Origin of the sequence: Sporosarcina trichiuri (assembly GCF_030406775.1) — a bacterium.
Lineage (GTDB): Bacteria > Bacillota > Bacilli > Bacillales_A > Planococcaceae > Sporosarcina > Sporosarcina trichiuri.
Map to the genome: position 1 here is coordinate 862,318 of NZ_CP129119.1, position 21,177 is coordinate 883,494.

Below are 21,177 nucleotides of genomic sequence, written 5' to 3' on the forward strand. Positions count from 1 at the left end.
GAGGTGGGATACAGATTGAAGAAAAGAAATCGGTTATCATTCGCAGCAGCTATTCTATTGTGTGCCGGATTGTCCGCAGCCTGCAGTTCGTCAAAAGCAGAACAGTCAGAAGGCGGGGCAGATGCGAAGGAACCTGCCGCAGAAGCATCAGGCAACATTACGGCGGTCGGCTCAAGTGCACTCCAGCCGCTAGTTGAAGCTGCAGCCCAGCAATACAGCGCAGATCATCCGGGCGCTGTCATCAACGTCCAGGGAGGCGGCAGCGGCACAGGGCTCAGCAAGATCAGTGAAGGAGCTGTCGATATCGGAAATTCTGATATCTTCGCTGAAGAGAAGGACGGAATCGATGCAAGCAAGATCGTTGACCATAAAGTGGCAGTCGTCGGCATGGGGCCGGTCGTCCATCCGGATACCGGTGTGGAAGATGTCACGTCGGAAGAATTGATCGATATCTTCACAGGCAAACTGACGAACTGGAAAGAGCTTGGCGGAGCGGACCAGGAAATCTCGGTCATCAACCGGGCGCAAGGCTCCGGCACCCGCGCCACATTCGAGGCATTCGGACTGGACGGGAACGAACCGATGGACGCCCAGGAACAGGATTCCTCAGGCACTGTCCGGAAGATTGTCAGCGAAACACCAGGCGCCATCAGCTATCTGGCGTTCTCGTACTTCGATGATTCCGTCACGGCTTTGAAAGTGAATGGTGTCTCTCCGACCAAAGAGGAAGTCGAAACGAACAATTGGGAGATCTGGGCCTACCAGCACATGTATACGAATGGGGAAGCGGACGGGCTCGCGAAAGAGCTGATCGACTACATCTTGTCGGATGACGTACAGGATACACTGCTTCCTGAGATGGGCTACCTGCCGGTGACCGGTATGGAAGTCGAGCGGGATGCAGAAGGTACCATCGAGAAAACAAAGTAACTGCAGAACGCAGTCTTCGCAGAAAGGGGAACGGATGATGGCCAAGTTAGTGAAAGAGACGGAGCATCCGTTATTCAGACGAAGCAGAAAACAGCACACTGAACGGATCGGCAGAGGATTGACCTTTGCCGCCGTTCTGATGACCGCACTGCTGACTGCGGCAATCTTCTTCCTCGTCTTTACAAAAGGGATATCGACATTCACGGTGAACGGCGGAAGTGTGAAACAATTCTTCACAGGAACCTCCTGGAATCCCGGCCGGCAAACTGGATCGGGCCAGCCGATCATCGGCGCCCTGCCGTTCCTTGCAGGGTCGCTTGCGGTCACCGGGCTTTCGGCGATCCTCTGCACGCCGATCGCTGTCGGTGCCGCCTTGTTCATGAGTGAAATTTCGCCGAAGTCGGGAAGGACCATACTGCAGCCGGTGATCGAGCTGCTTGTCGGAATTCCTTCCGTCGTGTATGGCTTCATCGGTCTCAGTGTCGTCGTCCCGCTGCTGCGGGACCATGTATCAGGAAGCGGCTTCGGAATCGCAGCAGGCACCATCGTGCTGTCGGTCATGATCCTGCCGACAGTGACAAGCCTTGCATTCGATGCGATCCAGTCAGTCCCGCGCCAGCTCCGGGAAGCGTCTCTCGCACTCGGGTCCACACGTTGGCAGATGATCTGTAAAGTGATCCTGGCAACCGCCAAACCGGGACTGCTGATGGCTGTCATCTTCGGAATGGCACGCGCATTCGGTGAAGCTCTTGCAGTCCAGATGGTGATCGGCAACGCCGCCGTGCTGCCGCATTCACTGTTCGAGCCTGCCTCGACATTGACGAGCATCCTGACGATGGGGATGGGGTATACCGTTCTCGGTACTGCGGAAAACAATGCTCTCTGGTCACTCGCACTCGTCCTGCTGCTCATGTCACTCGTGTTCACACTCAGTGTCCGCTGGATCGGAAGGAGGAAACGCCGATGATCAATGCAAAACAGGCGGATCGGCTTGCAACGGCCGGACTTTACGCCATCGCAGGACTGATCCTCGCGCTGCTCGGCGGGCTTCTCGGTTATGTATTCGTCAAAGGGCTTCCGATATTGAGCCTGGAATTCATCACCTCGCCACCGCAGATCTTCACAAGCGGCGGCGGGGTCGGCCCGCAGCTGTTCAATTCGTTCTACCTGCTCATCCTGACGCTCGTATTCTCGCTGCCTGTCGCACTTGGCGCAGGTATCTATCTCGCCGAATATGCAAAAGACAGCTGGCTCATCCGCAGTCTGCGGGTCGCGATAGAAGTCCTGTCGTCCCTGCCTTCGATTGTCGTCGGTCTGTTCGGCTTTCTGTTTTTCGTCATCTATATGGGCTGGGGATTCTCCATCATATCCGGAGCACTCGCGCTGTCCGTATTCAACCTGCCCCTGCTTGTCCGGGTCGTCGAGCAATCGGTTGAGAACGTGCCGCGTGCACAGCGGGATGCCGGCTTTGCACTTGGGTTCTCCAAATGGGAGACGATTACACAGATCGTTCTGCCCGCTGCGCTGCCGGGACTGCTGACGGGGATCATCCTGGCGGCTGGCCGGGTATTCGGGGAAGCGGCGGCACTCATCTATACAGCCGGCATGAGTACGCCGGCACTCGATTTCAGTGACTGGAATCCACTGTCGCCGGTGTCGCCGCTCAATCCGTTCAGACCTGCCGAAACGATGGCCGTCCATATTTGGAAAATCAATGGGGAAGGCATCATGCCGGATGCGGCCGCAATCTCAGATGGTGCCGCGGCCCTGCTGATCCTGTCCATCCTGCTGTTCAACCTGGCAGCACGTTTCATCGGCCGCTTCGTCTTCAAAAAAATGAGCGCAAGCTAGAATAGGAGTGATCGTATGCAGGCAGTCACATTGAGGAACCCGTCAGTACCTGCAGGTGCGCATGTCACCGCAGCCACAGGTTCCGGACGGGAATACCCCAAGCTGTCAACGGACCGGCTGTCGGTCTTCTATGGAAGCGTCCAGGCAGTGAAGGAAGTCAGTCTGACGTTCCGGACAAACACGGTGACAGCGCTGATCGGACCATCAGGATGTGGGAAATCGACCTTCCTGCGGGCGCTGAACCGCATGAACGATAGCATTCCGGACTGCCGGACGGAAGGCGGCGTCTATTATGACGGCATCCAGCTGAACCGGCCGCAAGTGAATCTGCTGGAAGTCCGCAAACGGATCGGCATGGTGTTCCAGCGGCCGGTCCCCTTCGCTAAATCGATCTACAAGAACGTTGCTGCAGGTCCGATCCGCCATGGGGAAAGGCGCAGGGCGGAACTCGACAGGATCGTCGAAGACAGCCTGCGGAAAGCCGCCCTGTGGGATGAAGTGAAAGATCAGCTGCACAGTTCGGCGCTCCGTCTGTCAGGCGGTCAGCAGCAGCGCCTCTGTATCGCCCGGGCCCTCGCCATGCGCCCGGACGTGCTCCTTCTGGATGAACCGGCCTCCGCGCTCGATCCTGTATCGACTGCGAAGATCGAGGAGCTGATCGGCCGGCTGAAACAGGAGATCACCATCATCATCGTCACCCATAACATGGAGCAGGCGAAACGCATATCAGACGAAACCGCCTATTTCTACATGGGGCACATGGTCGAACACGGAGCCACGGAGCAGCTGTTCAATCAGCCGCTGGACGAACGGACGAAACAATACGTCTCGGGACAAATCGGATAGGGGGATCTACATGATGAAGACAGCTGCCGTGCCCACATACGAACCGGCAATCCGGACAGAACAGTTCCGATTTTTCTATGGAACGAACGAAGCGCTGAAAGGGATCGATCTGACTGTCGAACAGAAGGCGATCACCGCCCTGATCGGTCCGTCGGGCTGCGGGAAGTCGACATTCCTCCGCTCACTGAACCGCATGAACGACCTGATTCCTGGAACAAGGACATCCGGTTCCATCTGGATCGGCGGTGAGGACATCACGAAACGCACGGAAGATACGGTCGCCCTCCGGAAGAAAGTCGGGATGGTCTTCCAGCATGCGAATCCTTTCCCGTTTTCCATCTACGACAACATTGCATACGGGCCGCGTATCCATGGAACGTTCAGGAAATCCGAACTGGACGAGATCGCGGAATCATGTCTGCAGTCCGCTGCCCTTTGGGAGGAAGTGAAAGATGATCTGAAGAAGCCGGCAGCCAGCCTGTCAGGAGGTCAGCAGCAGCGGCTGATGATCGCCCGTGCGCTTGCAGTGGAGCCGGAAATCCTGCTGATGGATGAACCGACATCCGCGCTCGATCCGGTCTCCGGCGCACGGATCGAACAGCTCATCAAGTCCTTGAAAGAGCGGTTCACGATCATCCTTGTCACACACAACATGCAGCAGGCACAAAGGATTTCGGACCGGACAGCCTTCTTCCTGAACGGGGAAGTGAAGGAGACAGGGGAGACGAAGAGGGTGTTCAGCAACCCCCAGTTTTCGGAGACAGCCGACTATATTGCAGGGAAGTTCGGCTGACGGGACGACAATACAGGCACAGGAAAAGCCGCCCGGTATGGACGGCTTATTTCATTTCCTTATGGGTGAACGGGCATTTGCCTTGGATCGGTTCGCTGTCATCACCGATGAAGAACTGCTTCCATTCATTATGATCCGGGTCGCCAAAATGGCTGATATCCGGATGTTTCGGCAGATGATCCCACGCTTCGACGCGCTCGCGGACTTTTTCGCGTGACATGATGCCGCCTTTTTCAGTACCGGTCAGTCCTTTGAAGATCTTACGCGGCTGGAACCCGATCACCATCGCATTGCCGAGGTCCCGTGTCTTCCGCTGTTTATAGGCAGGTGTGTTGCCAAAAGCGAAGATCGGTTCTCCATGGAACCGGAAATCCCACAGATGGTGGTCGGGATCCCGTGGGCTGTCTGCAGGCCATTCGATCTCGTCCTCATCGTGCAGATATTGAAGAATGTCCCAGAACTGCTTCCGGTATTCATCCAGTGTCCCTTCCGTTTCAAATGGTTCCACAAAGACGAACAAGCCGTGCCGCTTATGTTTCGGATTGTCGAACAGTGCGAGGAATTCTGTCAGCGCCTGCGGGAGATTACTCCAGTCATCCTGGGTGATGTAGGCGTAGCGGAGCTCACCTTTCCGTTCGCCGTTCATACCGAAATAGCACGGGAACGTTTTATCCGTAACCGTTTCATGGAATGTCGAATATTCGCGGATCAGCCATTCAGGCAGATCCGTTCTTGTTGTCAGGTCTTCTTTCGTCAGCAATGCCTGTTTCGTATCTATCACAAGTCGTCATCCTTTCTTCCCTCACCAATCTTCCTGTTTCCTGAATTCCCTCGATTTCAGCTGACCAAACCGTCCAACGGAAAAAAGTTTAGAAGTCCGGAGCTGTCCGTTCGATCATCAGGATCTGCGATGAATAATCCTATTGGAATTGACATAGACTGAAGCATCACAGAGCCGCGGCACGACTCTGTCCCGCCTGAGGGGCACTTTCGGCAGAAAGTGGAAAACCAATACCCGGCCCGCTCCGACTGGGGACTGCCCAGCAGTGCCGCCTACATAGATGAGTCATCCTTCAAGCAGAGTATAGTATTCGTACAGTTCACCGTCCTCTTCAATGACCAGGATGTACAGCGTATCCTCCCGGCTGCCATGTTTGTCTGTCGAATAGATCTTTGAGCCTTTTTCCAGGCGGCTCGCATAGAAGTCATGGAAGAAATACGGCGAATCCGTCGTCTTTTTCACCTTTCCGATATTGATCCCTTTTTCCAGGTTGGTCATCTCAGCTGCAGGCTTCTCACTCGCCGTATAGACGAAGCTGCCGACGCGCACGATATCGGCTTCCGGATTTTCCTTTAAAATATTTTTTGCCGTAGGATTCCCCATGCCGGCATCTCCGCATGCAGTCAAAAGCAGCGCGAATGCGGCCAGGAGCATCAGTTTGCGTACACTCATCCGAACACCTCCCCGGTACATCCGTCTTCGACAGAGTCCGTCCTATTCCTTTTCCTTTTCCCTGTCAGCAGGCACTGTCAAACGTTGCAGGCCGAGCAGCTGAACACCAGCAGTCTGCACTGTCCTTTCCGGGGCAGACTGCTATATACTTGTAGTAACTACTAGAAGACAGAAGGGGACCGCATGAAGCTGCTGAAAAACCATTGGAAAAAAATCATCGTCGGGGTCATCGCATTGTTCGTCCTCATCCAGCTGGCGGGCGGCATATTCTTCTATGATCTCGCCATCAAGCGGGGACCGAAAGAATTCCTTCAGAACAACGCCGACCTCGATGTGGCGGATGAATCGATGGATCTCTATCTGAACGGCGACTGGACATCATGGGTGGCGGATCAGGACTTTGAACAGCTGACGATGACGTCCCGCGACGGCATCGAGCTGAACGGGTACTTCCTGCCTGCTGCCAAGCCGTCCGGTAAGCTCGTCATCCTGACGCACGGCTATCTCGGCAACGCCAAACAGATGGGGCTGTTCGGCATGTTCTATTATCAGGAACTCGGCTACAACCTGTTCATGCCGGATGCCAGGGGACACGGCAAAAGCGGTGGGACCTACTACGGATTCGGCTGGCCCGACCGGCTCGATCTCATCGACTGGACGGACCTTCTTGTCGGAAAACTGGGCCAGCAGACGGAAATCGTCTACCACGGCCTGTCGATGGGCGCGGCAACCGTCCTCATGGCAAGCGGGGAACAGGACCTGCCGAAACAAGTGAAAGCGATCGTCGCCGACAGTCCGTACGGCTCGGTCTATCAGCTGTTCGCCTACCAGATGGACCGCATGTTCCATCTGCCGGCGTTTCCGCTGCTCGACAGCACGAGTCTCATCACTAAACTTCGGGCGGGGTACTTCTTCCGGGAAGCGAGCGCCTTCCGGGCGGTCCGGCACACCGACGTGCCGATCCTCTACATCCACGGCGACTCCGACACCTTCGTCCCGCTGAAGAACGCACTGGAGCTGTACAACAGCACCGCCAGCAGTACTGAACTGCTCGTGGTTGAAGGTGCGAACCATGGGGAGTCGTATGCGAAGGAACCGGAACTATATAAGGAGAAGGTGGAACAGTTTTTGGGGAATTTGGTGGAATGAAACGTGGCCATCCAAGGCAAGGTTGACTTCCGCTGCAGGCGGACGCTTTCCGCGGGCACGGCCACAGCCAAGCGAACTGCGAAGGGTTCGCTTTGTCGTATTTCTGCGGGTTTCCAGAAATTAAGGCAGCAGTGCTCCTAACGCTTCGCTTTTACTCGCAAAAGCCGTACTTCGCAACGGCTTTCGCTCAGTCCAGGGTCTTCCGCGCGAGCTGTTCCCACAGGAGTCGCCGCCTTCCGCTCCAATCAACCGGGGAAGTGTAAAAAATGCCCTAAATAAATAATGATCAAAAACAAAACGGACCTGACTGATAGGCAGTCAAGTCCGTTTTTGTCATTCCTGCGGCTTCGCAAGGCTCTGCCGGACAAGGTAGAAGAAATACGCGGCGTCAAAGATGAGAGCCGGTCCGGCGAACGACTGGATCATTGCCAGCACCGATGCTCTGAACAGAATTGTCAGCAGCAGACCGATCATTGCTAACACGGCCAGAACAGCTGCGTGTATTTGGGCAAAGATATTGCTTTGAATATGGATACATTTCTCAATTATCCTGGTATAATCGATCTACCGGTAAACTGTGTTGTTTCAATTTCGGACATGAAAGCGAAGTTGCGAGAATTACTAGAGCATGGCGAATACAAGATGATGATGCAACAGAAAGAAATGAAATGGATTCGGAGAGTAGAGGTTGAAAATTTTTGATTGAGAGTGTAATCGGTTTACTTGTAGCCGCAGTAACTATATTTATCACAAATATTTTTAGTTATATATTTGCTATGAAAAAGGAAGTTAGAATTCAATCGACGAGTTATAAAATAGAGACTTTAGAAAAAGTGTATACACCAATATATAAAATATTAATTAAAGATGTAGTCCCTGGCGATGGTTACGAGAGCATTGATGATCATCAATTAGATTGCATTTCTAAGATAGCAGAGGAAAATATTAACTTAGTAGATCCGAAATTAGATAATATTTTATGGAAGCTTAGAGAGGATGTAAGATACGCTCATCAAGAAGAAGGATACAATGATTTTATCTATTTAGATGAAGATCGAATGCTATTGCATCATGTAGAAAGTTACTTTAATAAATTAAGAAAGGCAGTTGGATTACCTTATGAGAAGAAAATAAATAAAAAGATTGTCTTTCTAAGTGACCTCTACTATAAAGCTGCTAGAAAGTTCAAACGTAAAATAAGAAATCTTTATAGAGTCAAGTAGCTGCACAGAGGGAGGCTTATTAACTGACTAGCCTTACTTCGTCCCTGTGTATAATACAATTATTATACATGTATTTTTGGAATATAAGTAAATTAGAGCAAGGGCAAATCAAAGTTATTTCCCATTAGTATTATACTACTTTTTATTTGCTATATAAAGATTACTTTAAGGGGTGCGAGTAGTTGTATGATAAATGGTCAGTTCTAGTTTATGAAAATCCTGGAATTGTTTCTTGGAGTCCTAGTTCCCACTTCTATTTTTGGAATGAGAATACGGATATGCCTGACTTTGATCCCAGCTTTTCGTCTCCGCACGTTAATATCTTGAATGCTGATGAAGTCTACAGGGCATTCGTAAGAACGCAAACGTTATTAAGAATTATTAGCGGGGTAAGAATCTTGTCAGGCGGACGAAGGATACGCCATTGTAAAGAATTACACTTCTTTGAAAACGGCTATTATAAGAAACCGAGGTATAATGAAGATTTAGATGTATTTTTAGAAGAGTTAACAAATCCTTTTGACCAGGAAGTGGTAAAAGAAATTCGGAGTAAAGATGTGGGTCGGAATCCAAATATGATAGAGTTTATAATAGACGAAAGTATTGATGATTATATTGCTAGGGATATATTATTGTGGATAGCTTTAGGGGAAGAAGACTTGCTTTATTTTATTACCAATGCCTATAAGATTATGGATAGTATAAGAGCAGACACGGAAGTGGACAAGAAAAATAGCGAGCTAGTATTATCAGATGATTTGATAGTTGCTATAAAAAAGATGAAAAAACATTTTCGATACATGAATACTTATGAAGGCTCAGGACGACTCTCGAGGCATGGCAATACAAGGGATACAGGTCCTAGTAAAAAACCTTCTATTGATATAATTAAGCAAGACTTAATAGAAGTAGTTCGCGAATGGTTTAAGTATAGATACTTTCTTAAACACAAAAAACAGTGATGGATACATTTAGCGGCATTTCTTCGGAAATGCCTGTGCAAGATACAATTCGAAAACAAATCAGAATAGTGTCGAAGTAGTGTGATACACAGGCACATATCACCCATATACTGTATGAAAATAATTTGAAATCGTTCTATATGCCTTCGTTGGCGGCTTGGTACTTCAGAAGATCCGCAAGAAAGTGAGAAAGGAAAGAACGGAAAAACAAAACGGACCTGACTGATAGGCAGTCACGTCCATTTTTGTCATTTCGCCGGCTTTGCAAAGCTCTGCCGGACCAGGTAGAAGAAATACACGGCGCCAGTGATGACAGCCGGTCCGGCAAGCGGCTGGATCATTGCAAGCAACGTTGTCCGGAACAGCAAACTCAGCAGTAGACCGATCACCGCCAAAACGGCCAGAACAGCCGCGTGTACTTGGACGAAGGTAAGTAAAGACACCGACGGTCCCGTCAAGATGTACAGCGCATACAGACCGATGATCGCAAGCAGGCCGATCTGCAGCCCCACGGACGTGCCATGCAGGGAATCGAGCTGCATGACGTCAGCTTTCGATAGTTCCTCGATTGATCCCAGCGAGTGGCTTAGCTTCACTTTCCTGATTTCCGTACCCATATAGCCGAGCCCAAGCAGCAGCAGGAGGCCGAGATAGATCATCCGGCCCCGGCTGCTTCGTTTCAGTTTTTCCCAAATTTCTTTCACAGGACAGCGACAACCTCCCCGGTGTGTTCGCGAGCTGTTTTCAGCTTACCCGCACGGGCGCGGAAATACAAGGGGAGTATCGTCCAGTGTTTTACTTCTCCAGCGGCTCGATGTCATAACCGTTTGTCTGTGGCGGAATCGATTTGGTGAACGCCGGGTCATGTGTGACGTTCACTTGCTGGCCGACCTCCAGGGATGACAGCTTCGCCGGATCGATCTGTTCCGTCAGCACGACGACTTCCTGTTTCATGTCATCCATCATGACGGTAAGACGGCCATCCTCGATGGCAGTGATTTTGCCGGTACTCTCGATGGAGGTCTGTTGATCTCCAGAAGGTTGTGATTCCGAAGTGAACAACGTGATCGGCACCTTCACGTCCTGCTGAGGCAGTTTGAGAAGGACGGACGACAGGGCCTCTTCGTCTTTTGTCTTCTTCACTGTAAATACAAGCGTCCGAGGAGCCAAGTCCGCTGTACAGACATCCGGAAGCGGCTCAAACTCGATGGCCAGTTGCTGACCGTCCAGTTCCATCGTATCCGGTACGTGGGGACAGCTGCTGGACTCCTGCAGGCTCAGGAACAGCACGGACTGGCCGGACAGATCGATATCCGGACGCTCGCCTTCCATCCCGTACAATTTCCAGGCGGCCTCATAGGAATCGTCATCCTCCGTCAGCTCCGCAAGAAAGCCCTCCGGCTCCTCAGCAGCACTCCGCTGTTCAAAATCAGGCGGCAAGGTCTGCTCTGACGCAGCCAGGCTCGCCGATTCTTCAAGTGCTGCCGAGCCGCCGTTTGTTTCCTTTTCTGCATTTCCATTTTCTTTACTTTGCCCGCATGCCGCCATTACCACAGCTGCCAGCGTAAGCAGGGAAAGCAATACGATTCTTCTCATAAATAATCACTCCTTCAGCTCAATAAGACGGGCGAGGTGACGGGAAGTTACAAAATAGGATAAATAGAAAACTGCCTTCTGCGTGAAGTCTTTGGAAAGACCCATACAGAAGGCAGTTTATCAGTACGTCCCAGGCAGGAATCGAACCTGCGACCCACAGCTTAGGAGGCTGTTGCTCTATCCCCTGAGCTACTGAGACATTGTGAAAGAACTCTATCAGTATACGGTATTCCGGCGGGGCGGGCAAGTATTTGTGTGAATCCGGTGCAGGCGGTCGGATTGTTTTATTATTTAGATGTTAAAGAGTATACTGATAGATGAAGTACATACTTGTAATGGAGGCGATTCTGTTGAAGCGATTGGAGAACAAAGTAGCTGTTGTGACAGGTGCAGGATCCGGTCTTGGCCGGGAGATCGCGGAATTGTACGCGCGGGAAGGTGCGAAAGTGGTCATTGCGGATATGAACATGGAGGGCGCTGAAGAGACCGTAAAAACAATTGAAGCAGCAGGCGGGTCTGCACTTGCGGTGAAGACGAACGTCACGGCGGAAGAGGATATCCAGAACATGATCGATACGGCTGTCGAGACATTCGGCACGCTCGATATCCTCGTCAACAATGCCGGCATTATGGACAACATGTATTCGGCTGCGACGATCACCGATGATGTATGGGACAAAGTCATCGCCATCAACACGACAGGCGTCATGCGGGCGACGCGCAAAGCGCTGACCATCTTCGAAGAGAAGAAATCGGGCGTCATCGTCAACATGGCTTCGATTTCCGCTGTGACCGGCGGACGCGGGGGGCTGGCGTACACGGCATCCAAGCACGCTGTGGCGGGCATGACGAAGAACGTTGCTTCGCATTATGCACACCTCAACATCCGCTGCAACGCGATTGCGCCAGCCTCTGTGCCGACCAATATAACGAACAACCTCGTGCAGCCGGACAAGCATGGTATGGAGCAGGCGATGAAAGGCGTTCCTCAGCTGAGCCGTCCGGGTACAAAGGAAGAGATTGCAAACATTGCGCTGTTCCTCGCATCAGACGAGTCTTCCTATGTCAATGGCGTCATCATGCAGGCGGACAACGGCTGGTCCGCGTACTGATCTGTACAATAGGCTGCCTCGGCGATTCATTGCCGGAGCAGTCTTCTTACGTTTTTCAGGCACGTCCATTTACATGGGCAACCAGCGGGCGTATACTGAAATAGTTAGATAGGATAACTAATTAAAAGAAGGTGTTCACATTGCATCTGGCACATCAGTTTTTCAGAAGCTACATCAAGCTGTACCGGCCGGTCGTCAATCAGGTCAACAAGCTGCTGGCCCGCTACGATCTCCATACTGCCCAATGGACTGTGCTCAGTCTGCTGTCCAGGGAAGGGGAGATGACGTCGGCGGAAATTGCGGAGTACCAGATGATCGAAAAGCCGTCTGTTGCAAAAAACGTCAAACGGCTCCATGAACTCGGGCATCTCGACGTGACGCCGGGTGAGGACAAACGGGAGAAACGGCTGAAATTATCCGGGGATGGGGAGACTCTTGTCCAGGAGATCCTGTCCGAGCTGCAGCCTCTGTACGACGAGCTGCTGGCCGGCATCCCGAAAGAGGACATCGAGCGTGCTGTCGGGCTGCTCGACGAAACATATGCAAATCTTATGAACTAATGGAGTGGTGACAATATGGAAGGAAAACAAAATCTCTGGACGAAGGACTTCATCTTTATATCCATCATCAACTTTTTCCTCATGCTCGTCATGTACATGCTCATGGTGACCATGGCGCCGTATGCGGTCGATGAATACGGCGCGTCCGCCAGCATGGCCGGACTCGTCTCGGGAATTTTCATCATCGGGACGCTGCTGGCACGTCTCGGCACGGGACGGGTCATCGAAAGCGTCGGCAGCCGGAAGATCCTGCTGATCGGCATGATGCTGTCGGTAATTGCGGTAGGTCTTTACTTCACGGCCACCAACCTCGTGCTGCTCATGATCATCCGCTTCATCCACGGGATGGGACTCGGGATTGCGTCGACGGCGACCGGTACGATGATTGCGCAGATCATCCCTCCGATGCGGAGAGGTGAGGGGATCGGCTATTTCAGTATGAGTACGGTGCTCGCGACAGCGATCGGGCCGTTCGTCGGCATCTACCTGAGCCAGCATGTCGAGTTCAAATGGCTGTTCGCCTTCGCGCTCGGTCTCGGCATCATCGGTCTGTTCATGTTCTTCTTTGTGGAAAGACGTCCGGAAGAAGAAGGCCATGAAGTGGTCGAGGATGAAAACGCGCCGAAAGGCATTGCGAACTATATCGAAAAACGCGCCATTCCGATCGGCATCATCACGCTGCTGGCCGGTGTCGGATATTCGGGCGTCCTGTCGTTCCTGTCATTTTTCGCGAAAGAGGCGAACCTGGTGAACGCGGCCAGCTTCTTCTTCCTCGTGTATGCACTGGCTATCCTCGTCTCCCGTCCGTTCTCCGGCAAACTGCTGGACCGGAAAGGCGGTACGTTCGTCGTCCTGCCGTCCCTCGTTCTGTTTGCTGTCGGTCTGTTCGTCCTGAGCGGGACGACGAGCGGGATTGTCCTGCTGATTGCCGGTGCCATCATCGGCTTAGGGTTCGGGAACTTCCAATCGTGTGCACAGGCGATTGCACTGATTGGGGTGCCGATTAAACGGATCGGAATCGCGACCTCGACGTTCTACATCTTCCTCGATTTCGGATTTGGTTTCGGACCGTACTTCCTCGGCGGCATCGCGACGTCTTACGGGTACCGGGATCTCTACCTGGTACTGGCCGGTCTGATTGTTGTGGCCCTTGTGCTGTATCTGCTGATCGCCCGGAAGAAACGTCCGGCCCTGCAGCCGGAATAACGAAAAGCCCTTTGGATTCCGTCAGCGGATCCAAAGGGCTTTTGGTCTTCTCAGGCAGGGGAGCGGTCGAACGCAAGGAACCGTGTGCCCTGGAATGTGAGATGACCGATGTCACCTTCCGCAATCTGCCCATATTGCCTGCCGTCGACGCTGAATTCCTGCCGGTCGCCGCTTTCGAATTCGAACGTTACATAGTAATACGTGTGGGACATGGTATCATGTCCGCCTCCGGAAACCTCGGTCCGCTTCGTCTTCGCATGCGCAGCCACTGTCATCCGGGGTGACTGATTGTTCGTATTCCATTCACTGATGTTTTTCACAGCGACAAAGAGGATAACTCCTATAACAATGACAAAGACTATGCCAACCAGCACGGGTACTATGTTGAAAGCTGCTGTTTCAAACGGGGCCATGCCCATCATGCCACCCCTCCCTTTCTCTTTCCATTGTATACGGACCGCCATGCAAACGGTTGCATGGATTTCCAGAAAAAATTTTGATCGAAATGCTTTGCAACGGAAAGACGAGTATGCTATTCTATGATTACTTTACCACACTAAAGCGATGAAGCGGAGGAGAACCAGATGAATTTCAAGAAGATGAAAATGCTGCTGGCAGGCGCCGGGATCATAGCCGTCCTTGCAGGATGCGGGGCACAGAAGGATGCGGCAGGAGATAGCGATGAGCTGGTGATCGGCGTCGACGACAAGTTCGCACCGATGGGGTTCCGGGATGAGAACAACGAACTGACCGGATTCGATATCGACTATGCGAAAGCGGCTGCCGAGCACATGGGCATGAAGGCGAAATTCCAGCCGATCGACTGGAAAGCGAAAGAGACCGAGCTGAGCAGCGGCCGCATCGACCTCATCTGGAACGGTTATACGATCACCGATGAACGGAAGAAGAAAGTGCTGTTCACCAAACCCTATTTGAGCAACGCGCAAGTCGTCGCCGTGCTGAAAGACTCCGACATCCAGTCGCTCGCCGATCTGGAAGGGAAGACTGTCGGGCTGCAGGCACTGTCTTCGGCGTCCGATGCGCTCGAAGCGAATCCGATCGCCGACAAAGTGAAGAACAAGACGGAGTTCGCGGATAACGTCCTCGCCCTGTCCGATCTGAAGAGCAAGCGGGTGGATGCGGTCATCATCGATGAAGTCGTCATCGATTACTATATGTCGAAAGAAGAAGGAACGTTCCAAGTGCTCGATGAAACACTCGCTCCTGAAGAATACGGGGTCGGTGTGAAGAAAGGGAACGAGGAACTGCTCGAGAAGCTGCAGAAAGCGCTCGATACGATGAACGACGACGGCACGGCCGCCAAAATTTCCGAAACGTGGTTCGGGGAGAACAAAGTCCTGGACTGATGAAGAGGTTCCAGTCTGCTTGGAGGGAATGACATGTCACCAGATTATCTGTTATCCATACTGAAACCGATGCTGCAAGGGGCGCAGGCGACAATCCTGCTGTTCTTCATCGCCATCATCGCGTCCATTCCGCTCGGTTTCCTTCTGACACTCGCTGTACGAAGTTCGTTCAAGCCGCTGTCGTGGCTGGCGAACGTCTATATCTATCTCATGCGGGGCACCCCGCTCCTGCTGCAGCTGCTGTTCTTCGTGTTCGGGCTGCCGCTCATCCCGGTCATCGGAGACTACCTCGTCATCGACCGGTTCGCCGCCGCGGCGCTTGCGTTCATCCTGAACTATGCCGCGTACTTCGCGGAAATCTTCCGCGGCGGGCTGCTGTCGATCGACAAAGGGCAGTATGAGGCCGCACAGGTGCTCGGTCTGAACAAATGGCAGACGACGACACGCATCGTGATCCCTCAGATGATCCGGATTGCACTGCCGGCACTCGCGAACGAATCGGTGACCCTCGTGAAGGATACGGCGCTGCTGTATGCGGTCGCCGTGCCGGAACTGCTGCACTTCGCACAGACAGCGGTCAACCGGGACTTCACGATCGTGCCGTTTGTGCTGGCAGGGATCATCTACCTGCTGATCACGGCGATGCTGACGGTCGTCTTCAAGTGGCTCGAGAGACGGTTCCATTATGTATGAGGAAGGTGAACAGCGATGGCTTTGATAGAAGTGACCGATATGCGGAAATCGTTCGGGGAGACGGAAGTTCTGAAGCAGATCACGTTTACAGTGGAGAAAAACGAAGTGGTGGCCGTCATCGGTCCGTCCGGCAGCGGGAAGAGTACCATGCTGCGGAGCCTGGCACACCTCGAGGAGATTGAAGGGGGGACCATCCGGATCGGCGGGCAGGCGCTCGTCGAAAACGGAGACTATGCAAAACCTGCAGACATCCGCACGATCGGACGGCGGATCGGGATGGTGTTCCAGCACTTCAACCTGTTCCCTCATATGACCGTGAAGCAGAACCTCGCGCTGGCCCCCCGGCTCGTCAAAGGGGAACCGAAGGAGAAACTTGCGGGCCGGATCACGGAGCTGCTGGCGAAGGTCGGTCTGGCGGATAAAGCCGATGCCTATCCGGCGAACTTGTCAGGCGGTCAGAAGCAGCGCGTAGCCATCGCCCGCGCGCTCATGATGGAGCCGGAGATCCTGCTGTTCGACGAACCGACATCCGCCCTTGACCCGGAGCTGACAGGGGAAGTGCTCGCCGTCATGAAGAAGCTCGCGGAAGAGGAGATGACGATGATCGTCGTGACGCACGAAATGTCGTTTGCGAAAGATGTCGCTTCAAAAGCGCTGTTCATGGCGGACGGCCACATTGTCGAAGAAGGCGATCCTGCCGCATTGTTAACAAATCCGACACAAGAACGCACGAAAGCGTTCCTGGCGCGCACATTGGGCTGATCCCCATTGGCCGCGCCTTTTTTGTTGTGGTAGACTGGAAGGGTACGGCAAATTGCACAAAACGGAGTGAGAGCTTTGAAAGAAACGACGACTTTGCAGCCCCCTATAAAGAAACGCAATTACAGACCATTCATCACGATCACGTCCATTATACTGATCGGCGCGATCGGCATACTGGCCGGCATCCCGGGTCAGAAGGATTTCGACGCATTTGACATTACGATCCTTCCGATGCTGAATGCAATCTTCAATACGTTCACCTTCCTGTTCCTTGTCGGTGCGCTGATCGCCATCAAGAAGCGGAACATTACCGTACATAAAGGGTTCATCTACGCGGCATTCGTCACGACATTCTTCTTCCTGATCACATATGTCATGTACCATTTCCTTGCTGAATCGACATCGTTCGGCGGCAGCGGGTTCCTGGCAGGGTTCTATTACTTCATCCTGTTCAGCCATATCGTTCTAGCGGCAGCCATCGTCCCCCTTGCGCTGACGAGTGTGGCGCGTGCCTGGAACGGGGAAGTCGAACGGCACCGCAAAATCGTTCGCTGGACGATGCCGATCTGGCTCTACGTCAGCTTCACCGGCGTCCTCGTCTATGTCCTGATTTCGCCATACTATTGAATGGCCGGCCGGCGCAATGAGCTGCGCCGGTTTTTGTATGCGGATTTTTGTCTTGTATAAGAGGGCAGGGCTCATAAAAAGAGGGATTGCGCTCATAAATCAGAAAGTGTGCTCATAAAAACCGGATTCCGCTCATAAAACGGCCAAAGTGATCATAAAACATAGAATGTGATCATAACTGAAGCATGAGCGCTCATAACCGGCGGCAGACCGCTCATAAACCTCCTGATGCGAGTGCGGATAGGCCGAACCTTTTCTGCTCGGCGGAAACTTCCGGTAAGCGTCACAGAGCAGCCGCGGACATCCATAGAGAAAAGACAGGCAGCGGACATGTACGTGTGTCCGCTGCCTGTCTCTGTCGTCTTATTTCAGTTCCTGATAGGACTTCATGAACCGGCCGCTCTCTTTCACTTCAGCGTGATAGAGCGCCTTCAGGGCGTAGGCCCGTTCGAGTTCGTGTTCCTTCATGATCGTATTCAGCCGCTTCGTCAGTTCGGGTTCCTGTTTGACGAGCTTGGCCATCTTCTGCTGGTTGTATTGCATGATCCGCTTCCTCCGTTCGTCGTATCCATACGACCAGTATAGCATGGAAAGCACCCTTTCAGCTTGCGAAAGGGTGCACTTGTGGATGTTAAAGAAGTGTCCGGTTGTATTCATCGAGTCCCGTATCCCGACGCGGGTAGTCCCCATCTACGAGGACGAGGATCTTGCCTTCGTTGAACCGCTCATTGTACTGATGGGCTTCCTCCTCCGGGATGCCCATGCCGATCAATGCACCTGCCAGACCGCCGACGCCTGCGCCTGCGGCAGCTCCCGTGATGCCGGCGACAATCGGTCCGGCCGCGATGATGGGGCCGACTCCGGGAATGGCAAGGGCTCCGATACCGGCAAGCACCCCGCCAAGTCCGCCGAGCACCCCGCCCGTCGCAGCACCGGTTGCCGCGCCGTCTGTTGCATGGGTTCCGGTTTCTTCCACAACCGTTTCGGCGGGCTCGCGCTCTTTACTGATCACGGAAATTTCGTCTGAATTGTACCCCTGGCGTTTCAGATCTTCGATGGCTAGGATCGCATCGTTTTCATTGTTATAATATCCGACTACTTGACGTTTCACCATATTGCAGCGCCTCCTGGTTCGTGAATGTATTTTGATTGCTAGTTTCAGATTACCCTCGCCGTGGCTTCCGAAACATGGTGCTGGCGAGATGGAGGGAAGGCGCAGCCGGCATCTATGGTAGAGAACCTGGAGGTCGGCAGACAGAAAAAAGTTCATGTTTCACTTGGTTGAGAGAGGGAATAACTCCAAGAAAGATTTTCTAGGGGGAACTTACATATGGATCAATCTGACACGCATCAGAAACGAAGGAAACTGGCGAAGACTCTCAAACCGTCATGGGTGTTCGCCATCGCACTCGGCTCGTCCGTCGGATGGGGGGCGTTCATCCTGCCCGGGGACTGGATCGGTGAATCCGGGCCGCTCGGAGCTATCATCGGCCTGCTGATCGGGGCCCTTGTCATGATGGTGATCGCTTCGAGTTACGGCGTGATGATCAAGAAATTCCCGGTTTCCGGAGGCGGTTTTACATATGCGTTCATCGCAGCCGGCAAAGTGTGGGCGTTCATCTGCGGATGGTTCCTGTCACTCGGCTATATTTCGATCGTTGCTCTGAATGCGTCAGCATTCTCCCTGCTGCTGAAATTCCTGGCACCAAGCTTCATGAAACAGATGTACTTATACAGTATCGCCGGCTGGGATGTCTATCTGCCGGAAGTGATCATCTCCTCTATCATCATCCTGCTGTTTGCCGTCGTCAATTCGACGGGAACGGATATCTCCGGAAGGATCCAGTTCTACTTCAGCGTCTTCCTCGTTGCAGGAGTTTTCATCCTCGGGGCGTTCACGTATGGGGTTGCGGATAACCCGATCGATAACATGAAACCGCTGTTCAGCGGGGAGCAGTCGATCCTGACATCGATCTTGGTCATCCTGGCGATTGCGCCATGGGCCTATGTCGGTTTCGACAATGTTCCGCAGGCGGCGGAGGAATTCAATTTCTCGCCGCGGAAAGCGACGATGCTGATTGTGGCTTCGCTGTTCACCTCGTTCCTCATCTATGCCGTGATGATCGGGCTGACCGCCTGGACATTCCCGGCCGGATCGATTGCGGACGGTGATCTGTGGCTCACCGGACAGGTCGTCAATTCGGCGCTCGGCCAGATCGGACTGATTGTCATGGCGGTCGCCATCATGATGGGGATCTTCACAGGACTCAACGGGTTCTATATGTCATCCAGCCGTCTGCTGTTCTCGATGGCGCGCGCACGGGCGCTGCCTGATATGTTCCGCACGATTTCGAAGAAGAACCAGACACCGGTCTGGGGCATCTGGTTCGTGACTCTGATCACGCTTCCGACGCCTTGGTTCGGCCGCCAGGCACTCTCCTGGATCGTCGACATGTCCGCAACAGGCGTCTCGGTCGCTTATCTGTTCACGTGCATTGCGGCCTACAAAGTGCTTGCATGGGGGGCAGAGGAAGCGAACCGTGAAATCGCACCCGTCAAGAAAGCATTGGCACTGTTCGGCATCATCGCGAGCGCCGTATTCCTGCTCCTGCTGCTTGTGCCGCTCTCACCGGCTTCCCTGTCTACGCCATCGTATGTGCTGCTTGTCAGCTGGGCTGTGCTCGGAATCGGCTTCTATCTGGTCATCCAGAAGAAATATAACAGTCTCACGCAGGAAGAAACGGAATACTATATGCTTGGGAAGACGATCGAATCGGAAATCGATACGACGGTGGAAGTCCAGACAGCACCACCGGAGACGACGAAGATACCGCCGTCCGATCCTGGTCTGTCCACATAACGAAAACAATATGCAGCATGCCCGTCTAGTCCTATCGGGCATGCTGTTTTTTCATATATTCACTAGGCATTTAGTATGTTTTCACTTGCTTCTGATGGGATAAATCGATTACAATGGAGAACAAAGTCATTTATCATGGATACGAAATTAGGACGGAGGCTTGAGGATGGGATGCAGAGCAGCATGCATCGTGACGGACTTGACATTTGAAGTCAACGTGCCGGATGCAAAGGAACGCGAAATGGTCGCTGGCCATATGGAGCGTCTGAACACACTCGGGTCGTTATCAGGGGACCCGGACATTATTGCAGTGAACGAGGCAGGGCTGCATGATCTGGCGGATTTTGCGAACGATTATCTGGGGGACAGCGATATGGTTTTCCGGATTGCCGGGGAAGAAAAATGGCGTCCATTTTCAGAAACGGACCGTGTCTTCACTTCTTTATGGATCGACGAACTGATCCAGCAGGAGAGACTTATTTCCTACTATCAGCCGATTGTCGATGGTGATCGTCAAATATACGGATACGAACTGCTGGCCCGCTTCCTGACGCCGGAAGGGGAGATGATCTTTCCGAATGAGGCGTTCGCAGCAGCCCGTAACCGGGGCAGATTGTATGCGCTGGATCGGCTTTGCCGGATTACGGCGGTCCGGCATGCGGCGCCCTTGGTCGATCTGAAGGCATTCATCAACTTCGTCCCGACGTCGATCTATTCGCCGGAGTTCTGTCTGCAGTCCACCGTCGCGGTCGCCAATCAATTCAACATCGATCCGAAACAGCTCGTCTTCGAAGTGGTGGAGACCGATCACGTGGACGACGTGGAGCATCTGAAAAGTATTCTGCGTTATTATCGTGACAAAGGATTCCATTATGCGCTGGATGATGTCGGGGAAGGGTACAGTACCGTCGAGATGCTGACGGATCTGAGACCGCATTACATGAAGCTGGACCGTTCTTTTGTGGACGGTGTGGCGGAAGACGAAAAGAAGCAGCAGACGGCGCTCAAGTTCCTTGAGAAAGCAGGGGAGAGCGGTTCCGTCCCGCTGGCCGAAGGAATCGAGCGGGAAGAGGATTTCAAGTGGCTGAAAGAGAAGGGGTATCAGCTGTTCCAAGGGTATTATTTTGGAAAACCGGCGCCCTCTCCTTTATAATCAAGACAAACCGAGGGACCGCATGCGATGCGGT

General features: G+C 53.0%; 25 protein-coding genes and 1 tRNA gene. 17 read left to right on the forward strand and 9 right to left on the reverse strand.

Going from position 1 to position 21,177, the window contains the following annotated elements:
• Positions 1 to 15: 15 nt before the first annotated feature.
• Genes QWT68_RS04580 through pstB (QWT68_RS04600) form a run of 5 tightly spaced genes read left to right on the forward strand, consistent with a single transcriptional unit; the run spans position 16 to position 4,420 of the window.
• Entirely contained in the window at positions 16 to 930 is a 915-nt protein-coding gene (locus QWT68_RS04580; protein ID WP_290149860.1) for a phosphate ABC transporter substrate-binding protein PstS family protein, read from the forward strand.
• A 34-nt stretch (positions 931 to 964) separates the two neighbouring features.
• Positions 965 to 1,897: a phosphate ABC transporter permease subunit PstC gene (gene pstC, locus QWT68_RS04585; RefSeq protein WP_040286439.1), complete on the forward strand. Its 933-nt coding sequence runs from the start codon at positions 965 to 967 to the stop codon at positions 1,895 to 1,897.
• Entirely contained in the window at positions 1,897 to 2,781 is an 885-nt protein-coding gene (pstA, locus tag QWT68_RS04590) for a phosphate ABC transporter permease PstA (protein WP_290150452.1), read from the forward strand. The genes pstC and pstA overlap by 1 nt, the downstream gene beginning before the upstream one ends.
• A 15-nt stretch (positions 2,782 to 2,796) precedes the next feature.
• Positions 2,797 to 3,627, forward strand: a complete 831-nt coding sequence (gene pstB / locus QWT68_RS04595) for a phosphate ABC transporter ATP-binding protein PstB (protein ID WP_290149864.1) — start codon at positions 2,797 to 2,799, stop codon at positions 3,625 to 3,627.
• Positions 3,628 to 3,640: 13 nt separating this feature from the next.
• Positions 3,641 to 4,420, forward strand: coding sequence for a phosphate ABC transporter ATP-binding protein PstB (gene pstB, locus QWT68_RS04600; RefSeq protein ID WP_098060152.1), 780 nt, complete (start codon positions 3,641 to 3,643; stop codon positions 4,418 to 4,420).
• A gap of 46 nt (positions 4,421 to 4,466) precedes the next feature.
• On the opposite strand, the gene QWT68_RS04605 is transcribed toward pstB (QWT68_RS04600), so the two are convergent.
• Both QWT68_RS04605 and QWT68_RS04610 read right to left on the reverse strand, forming a co-directional pair.
• Positions 4,467 to 5,201, reverse strand: a complete 735-nt coding sequence (locus QWT68_RS04605; protein WP_290149867.1) for a YqcI/YcgG family protein — start codon at positions 5,199 to 5,201, stop codon at positions 4,467 to 4,469.
• 285 nt (positions 5,202 to 5,486) lie between these two features.
• On the reverse strand, positions 5,487 to 5,873 hold the full coding sequence (locus QWT68_RS04610) for a hypothetical protein (RefSeq protein ID WP_290149870.1): 387 nt from the start codon (positions 5,871 to 5,873) through the stop codon (positions 5,487 to 5,489).
• A gap of 183 nt (positions 5,874 to 6,056) precedes the next feature.
• Here QWT68_RS04610 and QWT68_RS04615 point away from each other — a divergent pair, with 183 nt between their 5' ends.
• The gene (locus QWT68_RS04615; RefSeq protein ID WP_290149872.1) at positions 6,057 to 7,022 is read left to right on the forward strand and encodes an alpha/beta hydrolase; all 966 of its coding nucleotides are present in this window, start codon (positions 6,057 to 6,059) and stop codon (positions 7,020 to 7,022) included.
• A 333-nt stretch (positions 7,023 to 7,355) separates the two neighbouring features.
• Here QWT68_RS04615 and QWT68_RS04620 read toward each other — a convergent pair whose 3' ends face one another.
• Complete coding sequence (locus tag QWT68_RS04620; protein ID WP_290149874.1) at positions 7,356 to 7,505, reverse strand: hypothetical protein; 150 nt, start codon at positions 7,503 to 7,505, stop codon at positions 7,356 to 7,358.
• Between the two features lie 215 nt (positions 7,506 to 7,720).
• Between QWT68_RS04620 and QWT68_RS04625 the strand changes: the two genes are divergently transcribed.
• Positions 7,721 to 8,245 carry a hypothetical protein gene (locus QWT68_RS04625; RefSeq protein WP_290149876.1) on the forward strand — a complete coding sequence of 175 codons (525 nt, stop codon included), beginning with the start codon at positions 7,721 to 7,723 and terminating at the stop codon, positions 8,243 to 8,245.
• 182 nt (positions 8,246 to 8,427) lie between these two features.
• Positions 8,428 to 9,207, forward strand: a complete 780-nt coding sequence (locus QWT68_RS04630; RefSeq protein WP_290149877.1) for a hypothetical protein — start codon at positions 8,428 to 8,430, stop codon at positions 9,205 to 9,207.
• A 248-nt stretch (positions 9,208 to 9,455) separates the two neighbouring features.
• On the opposite strand, the gene QWT68_RS04635 is transcribed toward QWT68_RS04630, so the two are convergent.
• The 3 genes from QWT68_RS04635 to QWT68_RS04645 form a co-directional block, all read right to left on the reverse strand.
• Positions 9,456 to 9,911: a hypothetical protein gene (locus QWT68_RS04635; RefSeq protein WP_290149878.1), complete on the reverse strand. Its 456-nt coding sequence runs from the start codon at positions 9,909 to 9,911 to the stop codon at positions 9,456 to 9,458.
• A gap of 91 nt (positions 9,912 to 10,002) precedes the next feature.
• Entirely contained in the window at positions 10,003 to 10,803 is an 801-nt protein-coding gene (locus tag QWT68_RS04640) for a hypothetical protein (protein ID WP_290149880.1), read from the reverse strand.
• Between the two features lie 126 nt (positions 10,804 to 10,929).
• Positions 10,930 to 11,002 (reverse strand) — tRNA-Arg (locus QWT68_RS04645).
• A 151-nt stretch (positions 11,003 to 11,153) separates the two neighbouring features.
• Between QWT68_RS04645 and QWT68_RS04650 the strand changes: the two genes are divergently transcribed.
• The 3 genes from QWT68_RS04650 to QWT68_RS04660 all read left to right on the forward strand — a co-directional run bounded on the left by QWT68_RS04650 (position 11,154) and on the right by QWT68_RS04660 (position 13,681).
• Positions 11,154 to 11,915: a glucose 1-dehydrogenase gene (locus QWT68_RS04650; protein WP_290149881.1), complete on the forward strand. Its 762-nt coding sequence runs from the start codon at positions 11,154 to 11,156 to the stop codon at positions 11,913 to 11,915.
• A 140-nt stretch (positions 11,916 to 12,055) separates the two neighbouring features.
• Positions 12,056 to 12,475, forward strand: coding sequence for a MarR family winged helix-turn-helix transcriptional regulator (locus tag QWT68_RS04655; RefSeq protein WP_290149882.1), 420 nt, complete (start codon positions 12,056 to 12,058; stop codon positions 12,473 to 12,475).
• A gap of 15 nt (positions 12,476 to 12,490) precedes the next feature.
• On the forward strand, positions 12,491 to 13,681 hold the full coding sequence (locus QWT68_RS04660; RefSeq protein ID WP_290149884.1) for an MFS transporter: 1,191 nt from the start codon (positions 12,491 to 12,493) through the stop codon (positions 13,679 to 13,681).
• Positions 13,682 to 13,731: 50 nt separating this feature from the next.
• Here QWT68_RS04660 and QWT68_RS04665 read toward each other — a convergent pair whose 3' ends face one another.
• Positions 13,732 to 14,103, reverse strand: coding sequence for a DUF2500 domain-containing protein (locus tag QWT68_RS04665; RefSeq protein ID WP_040286456.1), 372 nt, complete (start codon positions 14,101 to 14,103; stop codon positions 13,732 to 13,734).
• Positions 14,104 to 14,265: 162 nt separating this feature from the next.
• Here QWT68_RS04665 and QWT68_RS04670 point away from each other — a divergent pair, with 162 nt between their 5' ends.
• The 4 genes from QWT68_RS04670 (at position 14,266) to QWT68_RS04685 (ending at position 17,130) form a co-directional block, all read left to right on the forward strand.
• On the forward strand, positions 14,266 to 15,048 hold the full coding sequence (locus tag QWT68_RS04670; RefSeq protein WP_244898701.1) for an amino acid ABC transporter substrate-binding protein: 783 nt from the start codon (positions 14,266 to 14,268) through the stop codon (positions 15,046 to 15,048).
• A gap of 33 nt (positions 15,049 to 15,081) precedes the next feature.
• Positions 15,082 to 15,741, forward strand: coding sequence for an amino acid ABC transporter permease (locus tag QWT68_RS04675; protein WP_040286457.1), 660 nt, complete (start codon positions 15,082 to 15,084; stop codon positions 15,739 to 15,741).
• Positions 15,742 to 15,756: 15 nt separating this feature from the next.
• Positions 15,757 to 16,503 carry an amino acid ABC transporter ATP-binding protein gene (locus QWT68_RS04680; RefSeq protein ID WP_290149887.1) on the forward strand — a complete coding sequence of 249 codons (747 nt, stop codon included), beginning with the start codon at positions 15,757 to 15,759 and terminating at the stop codon, positions 16,501 to 16,503.
• A 75-nt stretch (positions 16,504 to 16,578) separates the two neighbouring features.
• Positions 16,579 to 17,130 (forward strand): DUF420 domain-containing protein, encoded by a 552-nt coding sequence (locus QWT68_RS04685; RefSeq protein WP_290149889.1) that lies wholly within the window; start codon positions 16,579 to 16,581, stop codon positions 17,128 to 17,130.
• 363 nt (positions 17,131 to 17,493) lie between these two features.
• Here the strand turns inward: QWT68_RS04685 and QWT68_RS04690 are convergent, their stop codons facing one another.
• Both QWT68_RS04690 and QWT68_RS04695 read right to left on the reverse strand, forming a co-directional pair.
• Complete coding sequence (locus QWT68_RS04690; RefSeq protein WP_338066431.1) at positions 17,494 to 17,718, reverse strand: hypothetical protein; 225 nt, start codon at positions 17,716 to 17,718, stop codon at positions 17,494 to 17,496.
• Between the two features lie 43 nt (positions 17,719 to 17,761).
• Positions 17,762 to 18,244: a general stress protein gene (locus QWT68_RS04695; protein ID WP_052461764.1), complete on the reverse strand. Its 483-nt coding sequence runs from the start codon at positions 18,242 to 18,244 to the stop codon at positions 17,762 to 17,764.
• A 216-nt stretch (positions 18,245 to 18,460) separates the two neighbouring features.
• Between QWT68_RS04695 and QWT68_RS04700 the strand changes: the two genes are divergently transcribed.
• Entirely contained in the window at positions 18,461 to 19,990 is a 1,530-nt protein-coding gene (locus tag QWT68_RS04700) for an APC family permease (protein ID WP_290149894.1), read from the forward strand.
• Positions 19,991 to 20,156: 166 nt separating this feature from the next.
• Complete coding sequence (locus QWT68_RS04705; protein WP_040286461.1) at positions 20,157 to 21,143, forward strand: EAL domain-containing protein; 987 nt, start codon at positions 20,157 to 20,159, stop codon at positions 21,141 to 21,143.
• Positions 21,144 to 21,177: the final 34 nt, after the last annotated feature.

Coding starts and splice junctions, on each gene's coding strand:
- pstC (WP_040286439.1), top strand. CDS start 965: ATGATGGCCAAGTTAGTGAAAGAGACGGAGCATCCGTTATTCAGACGA.
- pstB (WP_290149864.1), top strand. CDS start 2,797: ATGCAGGCAGTCACATTGAGGAACCCGTCAGTACCTGCAGGTGCGCAT.
- pstB (WP_098060152.1), top strand. CDS start 3,641: ATGAAGACAGCTGCCGTGCCCACATACGAACCGGCAATCCGGACAGAA.
- QWT68_RS04610 (WP_290149870.1), bottom strand. CDS start 5,873: ATGAGTGTACGCAAACTGATGCTCCTGGCCGCATTCGCGCTGCTTTTG.
- QWT68_RS04615 (WP_290149872.1), top strand. CDS start 6,057: ATGAAGCTGCTGAAAAACCATTGGAAAAAAATCATCGTCGGGGTCATC.
- QWT68_RS04640 (WP_290149880.1), bottom strand. CDS start 10,803: ATGAGAAGAATCGTATTGCTTTCCCTGCTTACGCTGGCAGCTGTGGTA.
- QWT68_RS04660 (WP_290149884.1), top strand. CDS start 12,491: ATGGAAGGAAAACAAAATCTCTGGACGAAGGACTTCATCTTTATATCC.
- QWT68_RS04665 (WP_040286456.1), bottom strand. CDS start 14,103: ATGATGGGCATGGCCCCGTTTGAAACAGCAGCTTTCAACATAGTACCC.
- QWT68_RS04670 (WP_244898701.1), top strand. CDS start 14,266: ATGAATTTCAAGAAGATGAAAATGCTGCTGGCAGGCGCCGGGATCATA.
- QWT68_RS04675 (WP_040286457.1), top strand. CDS start 15,082: ATGTCACCAGATTATCTGTTATCCATACTGAAACCGATGCTGCAAGGG.
- QWT68_RS04680 (WP_290149887.1), top strand. CDS start 15,757: ATGGCTTTGATAGAAGTGACCGATATGCGGAAATCGTTCGGGGAGACG.
- QWT68_RS04690 (WP_338066431.1), bottom strand. CDS start 17,718: ATGCTATACTGGTCGTATGGATACGACGAACGGAGGAAGCGGATCATG.
- QWT68_RS04695 (WP_052461764.1), bottom strand. CDS start 18,244: ATGGTGAAACGTCAAGTAGTCGGATATTATAACAATGAAAACGATGCG.
- QWT68_RS04700 (WP_290149894.1), top strand. CDS start 18,461: ATGGATCAATCTGACACGCATCAGAAACGAAGGAAACTGGCGAAGACT.
- QWT68_RS04705 (WP_040286461.1), top strand. CDS start 20,157: ATGGGATGCAGAGCAGCATGCATCGTGACGGACTTGACATTTGAAGTC.